7 protein-coding genes and 3 pseudogenes are annotated in these 11955 nt (G+C 69.0%); 8 read left to right on the plus strand and 2 right to left on the minus strand.

Translation table 11 applies throughout. The annotated features are described in order from the left end of the window. Positions 1 to 76 precede the first annotated feature (76 nt). The gene (locus QE454_RS02670; protein WP_307458378.1) at positions 77 to 1318 is read left to right on the plus strand and encodes an LCP family protein; all 1242 of its coding nucleotides are present in this window, start codon (positions 77 to 79) and stop codon (positions 1316 to 1318) included. Position 1319: 1 nt separating this feature from the next. Here the strand turns inward: QE454_RS02670 and QE454_RS02675 are convergent, their stop codons facing one another. Next, on the minus strand, positions 1320 to 2234 hold the full coding sequence (locus tag QE454_RS02675; RefSeq protein ID WP_309668512.1) for a M15 family metallopeptidase: 915 nt from the start codon (positions 2232 to 2234) through the stop codon (positions 1320 to 1322). Between the two features lie 339 nt (positions 2235 to 2573). On the opposite strand from QE454_RS02675, the pseudogene QE454_RS02680 reads away from it, so the two are divergent. Together QE454_RS02680 and QE454_RS02685 are read left to right on the plus strand one after the other, a co-directional pair. Next, a pseudogene (locus tag QE454_RS02680) lies at positions 2574 to 2816 on the plus strand (radical SAM protein); the annotation flags it as partial. Between the two features lie 1015 nt (positions 2817 to 3831). Beyond that, positions 3832 to 4710 (plus strand): annotated as a pseudogene (locus tag QE454_RS02685) (radical SAM protein); the annotation flags it as partial. A 72-nt stretch (positions 4711 to 4782) separates the two neighbouring features. Here QE454_RS02685 and QE454_RS02690 read toward each other — a convergent pair. Then, positions 4783 to 6915 (minus strand): DEAD/DEAH box helicase, encoded by a 2133-nt coding sequence (locus QE454_RS02690; protein ID WP_307458368.1) that lies wholly within the window; start codon positions 6913 to 6915, stop codon positions 4783 to 4785. A 322-nt stretch (positions 6916 to 7237) separates the two neighbouring features. Between QE454_RS02690 and QE454_RS02695 the strand changes: the two genes are divergently transcribed. From QE454_RS02695 to aceB, 5 genes and pseudogenes are all read left to right on the plus strand, one after another. Beyond that, complete coding sequence (locus tag QE454_RS02695; protein ID WP_210072472.1) at positions 7238 to 7870, plus strand: antibiotic biosynthesis monooxygenase; 633 nt, start codon at positions 7238 to 7240, stop codon at positions 7868 to 7870. Then, on the plus strand, positions 7828 to 8772 hold the full coding sequence (locus QE454_RS02700) for an aldose 1-epimerase family protein (RefSeq protein ID WP_307458366.1): 945 nt from the start codon (positions 7828 to 7830) through the stop codon (positions 8770 to 8772). Before QE454_RS02695 ends, QE454_RS02700 begins: the two co-directional genes overlap by 43 nt. A gap of 240 nt (positions 8773 to 9012) precedes the next feature. Continuing rightward, positions 9013 to 9864 (plus strand): DUF998 domain-containing protein, encoded by an 852-nt coding sequence (locus QE454_RS02705; RefSeq protein WP_307458361.1) that lies wholly within the window; start codon positions 9013 to 9015, stop codon positions 9862 to 9864. Then, positions 9768 to 10088, plus strand: a pseudogene (locus QE454_RS02710) (isocitrate lyase); the annotation flags it as partial. The gene QE454_RS02705 and the pseudogene QE454_RS02710, both read left to right, overlap by 97 nt. A 221-nt stretch (positions 10089 to 10309) precedes the next feature. Beyond that, positions 10310 to 11923 (plus strand): malate synthase A, encoded by a 1614-nt coding sequence (aceB, locus tag QE454_RS02715; RefSeq protein WP_373459421.1) that lies wholly within the window; start codon positions 10310 to 10312, stop codon positions 11921 to 11923. Positions 11924 to 11955 lie beyond the last annotated feature (32 nt).

The following is an 11955-nucleotide window of genomic DNA, read 5'->3' on the forward strand; positions in this document are numbered from 1 at the left end:
CCGCCGTACGTCGCACCGCGGCGCGGGGGTGACGGCATCCGGCCCCCCTAGACTCGACGAAACCTGAGGAGGAGCTATGCCCCGGCGCCGCCGCACCGTCGCGCAGCACGCCCGTCTGCGATCGCCCCACCCGCTCGGTCAGCTCGCCAAGCTCCTCGCCGTCGCCGCGGTGGTCGGTGTCGTGTCGACCGTCGGGGTGGTGTCGTACACCGCATACGACCTCACGGCCGACTTCGTCGAAGAGGCCGTCGTCGTCGAGAATCAGCCCCCCGTACCGCCCGACTTACGTCAGCTCGCGGGCGGGGTGAACATGGTGCTCGTGGGTATCGACGCGTGCGAAGAGGAGCTCGTCGCCCTCCTCGGCGAGCGCTGCGAGGGCGCGGACGCCGGTGGACGTCTGAACGACGTGACGATCCTCGTCCACATCTCCGAGGCGCCGCGAAAGGTCACGGTCGTCTCGTTCCCACGCGACCTCATCTTCGAGGCACCGGCGTGCGACACCGCCGACGGAGGACGCTTCGGCGGCGGCACCTTGCAGATCAACCAGCTCTACACCTACGGCGGGCTGTCCTGCGTGATCACGGCGGTCGCCGACATCAGCGGACAGTCAATCCCGTTCGGTGCGATGGTCACCTTCGGCGGCGTCATCGAGATCACCAACGCGATCGGCGGCGTCGAGGTGTGCCTCGCGAGCGACATGCGCGACCGGAACACCGGCATCGACTGGAAGGCCGGCCCGCGCACGATCCAGGGCGTCGAGGCCCTGCAGTTCCTGCGCACCCGCTACGGGGTCGGCGGGAGCGATCTGGCCCGAGTGGGAAACCAGCAGCAGTACATGTCGCGTCTGGCGCGCAAGCTCGTGAGCGAAGACGTGCTGTCGAACCCCTCGACGGTGCTGAGACTGGCATCCACGGGTCTTCGCAACGTCACGCCGACCCAGAGCCTGACGAACCCTCTGACGCTCGTGCAGGTGGCATCCGCCGTGAAGGACGTGCCCTTCGAAGACATCGTGTTCGTGCAGTACCCCACCGTCACCGCCGGTTCGGATGCCAATCGCGTGGCCCCCGACTACGCGGCCGCCGAGGTGCTCTGGGATGCGCTGCGCGAGAATCGCTCGATCGAGGTGACCGGCAGGGTGTCCGTCAACGACGGCACCGTGGTCGCCGATCCCGCCCCCGGCGAGGAGGCTCGCCCGACGCAGAACCCCTCGGTCGAGCCGGGCGAGGTCGACCCGGACACGGGCGCCGTCGCCCTGCCGTCCGCGATCACCGGCTCGAGCGCCGCCCAGCAGACCTGCAGCGCGGGCGTCGTGAACTGAGTCAGTAGGTCGGCGCCGCGGACAGCCCGAAGAACTCCTCGAGGGTCGTGAAGCCGCCCTCGTGATAGGCACGGGCGAGCTCGGGACCGATGTAGCGCAGATGCCACGCCTCGGGCTCGTAGCCGCTGACGCTCTCGCGCCCCTCGGCGTAGCGGGTGATGAAGCCGTACTCCCAGGCGTGCTCGCGCACCCACGCGCCCTGCGGCGACCCGGCGACGTCGTCGAGCGTGCGGCAGGAGCCGTTGCAGGGGACGATGTCGACCGCCATCCCGGACTGGTGCTCGCTGAACCCCGGGCGCGCGCTCTCTCGATCAGCCTCGGCGACGCCCCCCACGGCGACTCGTCCCGCGTAGGTGGACTTCTGGGTCGTGTACGAGCGGTAGGCGCTGAGGTAGCCGATCTCGCCGACTCCGGCGTCGGAGGCGGCCTTCACGAGCGAGGTGAGGGCGGCCGCGGCGGGGGCCCGAAGCGCGGAGTCCTCGAGGGCGCGCACGTTGGCGGGCATGACGAGGTCATTCGGCCGGTAGTCGACAGGGTCGTAGGGGCGCTGCTTGTTGACGACGAGCCACTCTCGGTTCGGGTCCGAGAGCGAGACGCAGGGAGCGATCCCGGATGCCACCGCTGCGCGGAACGCCTGACCGCCACCCGCCGCCTCGATGGTGGCGGCGTCGTCGCTCGACGCGAGGGCGGCGGTGAAGGCGGGATCGTCACAGGGAGTCGCCGTAGCGGCGACGGCGGCGAGCTGAGGAACGGGGATCCCGTCATCGGCGACGAGAGGCGGGCCGGCGAGCTGGGCGACGGCGTCGGATGCCGCGTCGGATTCTCCGCCGGATGCCGCGGCGCCGATCGCCACCGCACAACCGGCGGCGACGACCACGGCCGCGACGACCACGGCGAGACGGCGCCTCAGCAGCACCGGGGAGAATCGACGGATGCCGCGCGGCCCGGGCGCGGCGGCATCGAACGCGCCGATCCGGCCACGACGCCGGCCGCGGGTCGGAGCCTGCTCGGCGGGGGGCGCGCTCGTCGAACACGGCGGGGAGGGTGAGCGCCGCGGTCGCGAGCCTTTCGGCCTCGGCGCGCGCGGCGCGGCGTGGCGAAGTCTCGGGATCGTGGCTGGTCATCGACTCCATTCTCGCGCGCGCATCCTGAGCGGTCGACCCGGGTGACGGCGGGCTCGGCGAAACTCGTGCACGTTGACGATTCTCGTGGCCGCGGCGTTGCCATTTCGTCGAACATGTGTTCGACTATTCTCATGAGATGGCAGGGGCAGCAGCTGGGCGTCGACGACACAGCCGCGCTCCCGGGCATGGAACGAATGGACGGCCTCGTCCGCTCGGTGACGACCCCGGAGTTCGCCGGGATGACGTTCCACGAGGTGCTCTGCAAAAGCGCACTGAATCGCGTCCCTGGCGCCTCGGCCATGCCGTTCGACTGGACGGTGAATCCCTACCGAGGCTGCAGTCACGCCTGCTCGTACTGCCTCTCCCCGGACACCCTCATCTTAAAAGCGGTACGGCCGACAGGTCCCCCTGTCGGATATCCGCGTCGGAGACGAGATCATCGGCACCGAGAGGGGATCGCGATACCGCCATTACGTGCGAACAACCGTTCGCGCGAAGTGGACCACTCGCAAACGCCTCCATCGCGTCACCCTCGCGGATGGTACCGAGATCGAGGGCAGCGCAGACCACCGGTTCCTGACGGAGCGCGGGTGGAAGCACGTCACCGACTCCCCCGTCGCGGGCCGACAGCGCCCTCATCTCACCGTGTCGAACCGTCTGCAGGGTTTCGGAACGGGTGCCCACACCTCCGTGGAGGCGTCGGGTCCGGACTGGCGCCAAGGGTATCTGACCGGCATGGTGCGCGGTGACGCGATGATCTTTCACAAGACCTACGACGACGGGAATCGAGCCCGCGAGATCCACCGATTCCGCCTCGCCCTGGCCGATCGAGAGGCGCTCGATCTCGCAAAGGAGCTTCTCGAGCAGATCGGCATCGTCACGATGATCCGCCCCTTCTCCGTGCCCGCGCATCGCCGGCCCATGACGGCTCTTCACACGGCAAAAATGCAAGATGTCGCGCGTCTCGAGGACTACATCGCGATACCGCGCTTGCGAAGCCGGGAGTGGATGGCTGGTTTCCTCGGGGGCATCTTCGACGCGGAGGGCTCGTGTTCGCGCGGGATCGTGCGAATAAGCAACGCGAACGAGGAACTTCTCTCGCTGACCGAAGAAGCTTTCGCCGCATTCCGCTTCGACGCTGTTCGCGAACCCGCTCGTCCGAACGGTGTGTCGAGTATCCGCCTTCGCGGAGGGCTCACCTCGAGACAGCGATTCTTCGATACCGCCCGACCGTCCATCACGCGCAAACTCGATGTCTGCGGAACAGCGGTCAAGACCAGCGCGGACCTGAGAGTCGTGAACGTCGAGGACATCGGCTACGACATCGACATGATCGACATTACGACGGACACCGAGGACTTCGTCGCGAACGGCGTCATCAGCCACAACTGCTTCGCTCGAAAAACTCACGAGTACCTCGACCTGGATTACGGGGCCGACTTCGACTCGCAGATCGTGGTGAAGGTGAACGTGGCCGACGTGCTACGCACCGAGTTGCGCCGGGGGTCGTGGGCGCGCGAGCCCGTGATGCTCGGGACGAACACCGATCCCTATCAGCGGGCGGAGGGGCGCTACCGGCTCATGCCCGACATCGTCGGGGCCCTCACCGACAACGGCACCCCGTTCTCGATCCTCACCAAGGGCACGCTGATTCGGCGAGACCTTCCTCTGCTGTCCGAGGCCTCGCAGCACGTCAAAGTAACGCTGGCGATGTCGATCGCCGTCTTCGACGAGACGCTGCAGCACTCGATCGAGCCCGGGACGCCGAGCGCCGATGCGCGGCTCGAGACCGTGCGCGCGGCGACCGCCGCGGGATTCCGGGTGACGGTGTTCCTCATGCCGATCATGCCGCACCTCACCGACTCGGTCCCCGCTCTCGACGACGCTCTGGCGCGCATTCGCGAGGCCGGTGCGGCGCGTGTCGTATACGGCGCACTACACCTGCGCCCCGGCGCGAAGCAGTGGTTCTTCGAGTGGCTCGAACGCGAGCACCCGAACCTCATGTCGTCGTACCGCGGGCTCTACCCGGGAGTCTCCACCTCGGCGCCGAAGGCCTATCGCACGTGGCTCGGCAAGCGCATGCGACCGCTGCTGCGCATGCACCGCCTCGACGGGTGGGACGAAGACGATCACCCGCGCGGCCGCCCGCAGCCGGGGTTGGCCGCCCGCACACCGCCTGTCAGCAGCCTCGGACCCGTTCGCCGCACCGGGGTCCCGGCATCCGTTCGCCCCCGCGTCGCGCCTGCAAGCGAGCCGACCCTGTTCTGACCTGCCGATTCTCGGCGCGGGAAACGCGCAAAGCCCCCGTCGCGGAGGCGACGAGGGCTTTGCGGGAGGGATCTACGCGTCGACGTTGGCCAGCTGACGACCCGACAGCTCTTCGAGCACGTCGTCTCCCAGCTGGGTCTCTTCGAACGGCGCCTCGATCTCGGCACGGTCGAGCAGTTCGGTCATACGACGGCGGCGCTGGCGCGTGATCAGAGTCACCACCGTGCCGCTGCGGCCGGCGCGGCCCGTGCGGCCAGAACGGTGCAGGTACGTCTTGTACTCGTCGGGAGCATCGGCCTGGATGACCAGGTCGATGTCATCGACGTGGATGCCGCGGGCGGCGACGTCGGTGGCCACGAGCACGTTCACCCGACCCGAGGTGAGCTTCTCGAGGTTTCGTGTGCGCTTCTGCTGGTTGAGGTCACCGTGCAGAGCGACCGCGGCGATGCCGGCGTCGTCGAACTGCTCGGCGAGCATCTCGGCGTACGCGCGGGTGCGGGCGAAGACGAGCGTCTTGCCCTCGCGGTCGACGAGCGAGTCGAGGATCTGCGCTTTGTCGCGGTGCTCGATGACGAGAACGCGGTGCTCGATGGTGCTCGAGTCCTGGTCCTCGCCGGCGACCTCGTAGACGGCCGGCTCGACGAGGAACTCGTCGACGAGAGCCGCGACCTCGCGGTCGAGCGTGGCCGAGAAGAGGAGCTTCTGGCTGTCCTTCTTGGTCGCGCGGAGGATGCGCTGCACGGGCTCGAGGAAGCCGAGCTCGCACATGTGGTCGGCCTCATCGAGGACGGCGACCTGCACCTGCGAGAGGTCGAGCTTGCCCTGGTTCAGTAGGTCTTCGATGCGGCCGGGGGTGCCGATGACGATGTCGACACCCTTCTTGAGCGCACCGACCTGGCGCGCCTGGGGCACGCCGCCGTAGATCTGCGTGGTGAACAGGCCGACGCTGCGCGCGAGCTCCTGCACCGTGCGGTCGATCTGCAGCGCGAGCTCACGCGTGGGGGCGAGGATGATCGCCTTCGGGGCGCGACCGAACTCGCGGCGCTGACCCGCCTGCGAGCGCAGGATGCTCTCGACGAGCGGCGCACCGAAGGCGATGGTCTTACCCGAGCCGGTGCGGCCTCGGGCGAGGACGTCGCGGCCCTCGAGGATCGGGGCGACCGTGGCCGCCTGGATCGGGAAGGGGCTCGCCGCCCCCAGACCGGCCAGGGCGCGGACGAGGTTGTCGCCCAGGCCCAGCTCGGCGAAGCCGGCACCGGTCACGGTCGCGGCGTCCACGGCCTGCGCCTGCAGACGCTCGTGCACGACATCGACGCGCTGCTCGTGCTCTGCGGTGCGCTGGGGGCCACCGTTCCAATCGCTGCGGCTCGGGCCGTCGTTACGACGGGGACGGTCATCGCCGTTGAACGAGCGGGCCGGACGGTCGCCGCGGTCGAACGAACGCGCCGGGCGCTCACCCGCGTCGCGACGAGGACGCTCGTCCCGATCGAACGAACGGGCGGGACGCTGCTCGAACGAACGGGCCGGACGGTCGCTGCGGTCGAACGAACGCGCCGGGCGATCGCTCCGGTCGAACGAACGCGCCGGACGATCACCACGGTCGAATGAACGGGCGGGACGCTCACCCGCGTCGCGACGAGGACGCTCATCACGATCGAACGAACGCGCCGGACGGTCGCTGCGGTCGAACGAACGCGCCGGACGATCGCTGCGGTCGAACGAACGGGCGGGACGCTCACCCGCGTCGCGACGAGGACGCTCATCACGATCGAACGAACGCGCGGGACGATCGCTACGGTCGAACGAACGCGCCGGACGGTCGCTCCGGTCGAACGAACGCGCGGGACGCTCACCCGCGTCACGACGAGGACGCTCATCACGATCGAACGAACGCGCCGGACGATCGCTGAAGTCGCGGCGCGGACGCTCGTCGAACGAACGCGCGGGGCGGTCGTCGCGGGCCGAGGCACGGATGCCGCGAGCCTCGTCGCGACCGGCGCGCTCTTGGGGGCTCCAGCGACGCTTCTCGGACGAGGCCTCCGCCTCGGGGCGATAGCCGCGGTGACTCGGGCTCTTGCTGCCGGGTTTGGCCGGCGCCTCGGTACCGGGCCGACGCTTGCGGTCCTGGAACGAGGTCTTGGCGCCGTAGCGGGGCTCGAAGTTCTTGGCGGCGCGACCGCCGGCGGGCTTCTTGTTCTTGGGCATGGGGAAACTTCCTGGGTTCTGTTCGCGCGAAACAGCAGCGCCGCTCGTAGCGGTGCGATACCCGGACTTCCGTCGGCCGGGGGCCATTCACTAAAGATGGTCGAGGCCGCGATCGCGTCCTGTCCATCGGCCCCTTGGACTCACAAACCCATCCGCGCATCACGCGCGGTGCCCAGAGCCGACCGGCCAACTGTACAGCCCACGCCTGTGAACGGCATCCATGTCCCCATCCGCGCGAACTCACCGCCCCACAGCCGCACAACGTGGGGGGACATGCCTGCTTCGCCCCCGGCAGACACCCGCCCTGCACGAAGATGGATGCATGGCAGATACCGACGCCCACCCCATCACGGTGGCGATCGAGCGGCGCATCGACCCGACGCGCACCGCCGAAGCGACCTCCTGGATGCAGGCCGGCACCGACCTCGCGACCGCCTTCCCGGGTTTTCTCGGCTCCGGCTGGGTCCGCGCGGGAGAAGACAGCGACCTCTGGTACATGCTGTACCGCTTCCGCGACATCACCACGCTCGAGGAGTGGGAGAGCTCTCCCCAGCGACAGTGGTGGCTCGACTCGGGCCGCCCCTTCGCTCGAGAAGAGCGCAGCGAGCGCCGCACCGGCATCGAGGGCTGGTTCGACGCACCCCATGGATCCGTCCTCGAGGCGGCGACGGCGACGGATGCCGGAACGCAGCCGATCCATCAGCCGCTGCCCGCGGCTCCCCCGCGTTGGAAGCAGGCCGTGACGATCTGGGTCGGATTCTTCCCCACGAACCTCGCGGCGTCGTGGCTGCTGGGGTTCGTCCCCGGGTTCGCCGAGATCCCGCTCGTGCTGCGCGTGCTCGCCACGACTCTCATGCTCACCCCCGTCATGACCTACGCGGTGCTCCCGTGGGTCACCCGTATGCTGCGGCCGTGGCTGCAGCGTCCGCCCCGCTCGCGAAAGGCCTCTTCATGACCGCCGACCCCACCGGACACCGCTTCCACCTCCGCGGCGAGCACTCATCGGCCGAGATCGCACAGGTGGGCGCAGCGTTGCGCGCGCTCACGGTCGAGGGCGTCGATCTCGTACCGCGCTATGCCGACGACCTCCCCACACCCGCGGCATCCGGGGTCGTCCTCGTCCCGTGGCCGAATCGCATCCGCGACGGCAAGTACTCCTTCGGCGGCGAGGATCTGCAGCTCGCGATCAGCGAGCCGAAGTTCGGCAACGCCAGCCACGGGCTGCTGCGCTTCGGCACTTACCAGCCGATCGAGCACACCGACGAGCGGCTCGTGCTCGCAGCCGACGTCGTACCGCAGACGGGTTACCCCTTCCACCTGCGCACGCGTGTCACCTTCGCTCTCGAGGCCGACGGCCTGCACGTGACCCACGACATCGAGAACGTCGGCGCGAAGACCGCTCCCCTGGCGCTGGGCGTCCACCCCTATCTGCAGATCGGCGGGGTCCCCACCGAAGACCTCGTGGTGCACTCGACCGGTACGACCACGCTGGTGCTCGACGAGCGAAACATCCCCGTCGACGAGGTACCGGTCGGTCCCGCCGACGACCTGCGCGATGGTCGACGTCTCGGCGATGCGTCGCTCGACAACGGGTACCGCGGATTGGAGAGGGATGCCGAGGGTCGTGCGCACCACACCCTCACCGCTCCCGACGGCCGGAGCGTGCAGCTCTGGCAGGACGCGGGCTTCCGCTGGGCGCAGGTGTTCACCACCGACCGGTACCCCGGTCATCCCCTCGCCGTCGCCATCGAGCCGATGACGGCACCCGCGAACGCGTTCGCCACGGGGATCGACCTGGAATCGCTCGAACCGGGCGGGAAATTGACCCGGGAATGGGGCATCCGCTTCACCTCCTGACCATTCTTGTCCCCCAAATGGGGGACAAGAAAATGCCCATATGACCTGGGACTTTCTCAGACAAGCCCTTTCCCGATTGGGCGGCGCGAACGATACCATGAGCCCTGACGGTTTCCGTCAAGGCCGGGGGCGGCAATGGACCGAGGTTTTCCCCTGGTTCATACCCGAATGAGCCGACGGGGGCCGAGGGTCCCGCGATGTGGGGGGATTCTCGTTCCGTCCTGAGGAAAGATCCCCCACATGAGCACCGCGCTCCGCTCCGCCGTCCCCTTTTCACTCCCGGTGCCGCGTCTGGGTGGCCTGGCACGCCGCCTCGATGCTGTTCCGACGGTGCACGTCGGCGCGGCGGCTCTGATCGTCCTGGTGAGCGGCCTGCTCCTGTCGATCGCGACGACGAGCGACCCGCTGTGGTGGCAACTGCACTTCAGCCAGCTGGGGATCTTCGGCGATCTGTCGAGCGCATTCTTCAACACGACGCTCAAGGTCAGCGGAATGATCGTCGTGGTGTTCGCCTTCCGCGTCCGGCGCGATGTGCGACGCGTGGGCCGTGGCCCGGTCCGTCGCGGCGCGGCCACGGTCGCTTTCATCTGCCTGAATGTCGTCGGCGTCAATCTCGCCCTCGTGGGCTGCATTCCCCTGAACACCGACAAAGACCTTCACGACAAGGTCGCAGGCTCCATGGTCCTCGGCTTCCTCGCCCTACTGCTGAGCGCGCCGTTCCTGTTCCACCGCCTCGGAAAACGCATGGCCATCGGCACCGGGATCGCCACCGTGTGGCTGATCATTTCGATCGCCCTGTTCGTCTCGGCGACCATCAACCTGGCCCTGTTCGAGACCATCTCGTGCGCGGCGATGTTCGCGTGGTCGGGGATGTTCACGCACATCCTCGCTTCGGCGACGGCGGCCACGTCGAAGCAGACGACGACCCCGCTCGCTTCCGCGCGGCACACGCCCGTCCGTCGCGCGCGGCTGTCGCGCGCGCGGGGCGCCGCCCTCACCTCGACGACGAGCAGATCGCCACGTTCCAGGCCGACCTGGCCGCTCTCGGCTACGCCTTCCAGTTCATCACGCTGGCCGGTTTCCACGCCGTGAACCACTCGATGTTCGACCTCGCCCGCGGCTACGCCGAACGCGCCATGAGCGCGTACGTCGAGCTGCAGGAGGCCGAGTTCGCCGCCGAAGCCCACGGGTACACCGCCACGCGCCACCAGCGCGAAGCGGGCACCGGCTACTTCGACGTCGTCTCGACCGCCCTCAACCCCGCCAGCGCCACCCTCGCCCTGGCCGGCTCGACGGAAACCGCCCAGTTTCACTGACCCCCTCTTCCCTTCCCCACCCCTTCCCCGCCCCGCCCTGGTCGCGATCCGGGCTTGAGTGTCCAGAACACCCGGACCTTTCGAGAATTCGTCCGGGTTTCTTGGACACTCAGCACGGGTCGCACCGGACAGCGGGCGGGGAGAGCGGGCGCCACGCACAGAAAGCCACGACCATGACCCTCATCACCTCTCCCCCGCCCACCGCCACCGAAGGATCACGGATGCCGGGCACCCCGGCATCCGCCCCGCACCTGCGTCTCGAGCGCTCGCTCGAAGGGCGCGACGGCGAGATCCTCACGCCCGCGGCCCTCGCCTTCCTCACCGAGCTGCACGACCGTTTCGCGCGGCGCCGGCACGACCGCCTCGCCGCTCGCGAGCGCCGCCGCTTCGAGATCGGCACGGGCGACGACCCGCACTTCCGCGCCGACACCGCGCACATCCGCGATGACCCGTCGTGGCGTGTGGCGGGGGCCGGTCCCGGACTGGAAGACCGCCGCGTCGAGATCACCGGCCCGACCGACCCGAAGATGACCATCAACGCGCTGAACTCCGGCGCGCGGGTGTGGCTGGCCGACCAGGAGGATGCCACCTCCCCCACCTGGCGCAACGTCATCGGCGGTCAGCTCTCGCTGTTCGACGCGATCCGCGGGCAGCTGTCGTTCACGAGTCCCGAGGGCAAGCGCTACGAAGTGACCGCCGAGCGCACACCGACCATCGTGATGCGCCCGCGTGGATGGCACCTGCCCGAGAAGCATCTGACGTTCGTCGATCGCGCGGGGCGCGAGCTACCGGCATCCGGATCGCTCGTCGACTACGGGCTGTACGCGTTCCACAACGCCCACGCGCTGATCGCCGCGGGTCGGGGGCCGTACTTCTACCTGCCGAAGATCGAGTCGGCCGAAGAGGCTCGGCTCTGGGACGACGTGTTCTCGTTCACCGAGGAGCGTCTCGGCCTCGCCTACGGCACGATCCGCGCGACCGTGCTCATCGAGACGCTGCCCGCGGCCTTCGAGATGGAGGAGATCCTCTTCGCCCTGCGTGACCACTGCGCGGGACTGAACGCCGGGCGCTGGGACTACATCTTCTCGATCATCAAGACCTACCGCGGACGCGGGGCGCGGTTCGTCCTACCCGACCGCAGCGAAGTGACGATGACGGTGCCGTTTATGCGGGCCTACACCGAGCTGCTCGTGCGCACCTGCCACAAGCGGGGCGCGTACGCGATCGGCGGCATGAGCGCGTTCATCCCCAATCGCCGCCGACCCGAGGTGACCCAGGCCGCGTTCGAGAAGGTCGCCGCCGACAAGCGGCGCGAGGCCGGCGACGGCTTCGACGGCACGTGGGTCGCGCACCCCGACCTCATCTCGGTGGCCCGCGCCGAGTTCGACGCGGTGCTCGGCGAGCGCGAGAACCAGCTCGACCGCCTGCGCGAGGACGTATCGGTCGAACCCCGGCAGTTGCTCGACCTGCGCATCGGCCTGCCGGTGACCACGGCGGGTGTACGCGGCAACGTCTCGGTGGCGATCCGCTACATCGAGGCGTGGCTGCGGGGGCTCGGCGCGGTGGCGATCGACGACCTCATGGAAGATGCCGCGACCGCCGAGATCTCGCGCTCGCAGATCTGGCAGTGGATCCACCAGGATCGCGAGACCGCCGAGGGCACCGCGATCACCCGAGCGTTCGTCGAAGGGCTGCTCGACGAGGTGCTGGCCGAGGTGCCCCGCTCGAACGGCGACCGCTTCGACGACGCCGCAGCGGTGTTCCGCGAGGTGGCGTTGCGACCGGAGTTCCCGGCATTCCTCACCCTGCCGGCGTACGCGAAGTACCTCGACTGACGCCGGCCGCGTCGCGCGAGCCCCCGCCCCGC

This window comes from Microbacterium sp. SORGH_AS_0454 (assembly GCF_031453395.1).
Lineage (GTDB): Bacteria > Actinomycetota > Actinomycetes > Actinomycetales > Microbacteriaceae > Microbacterium.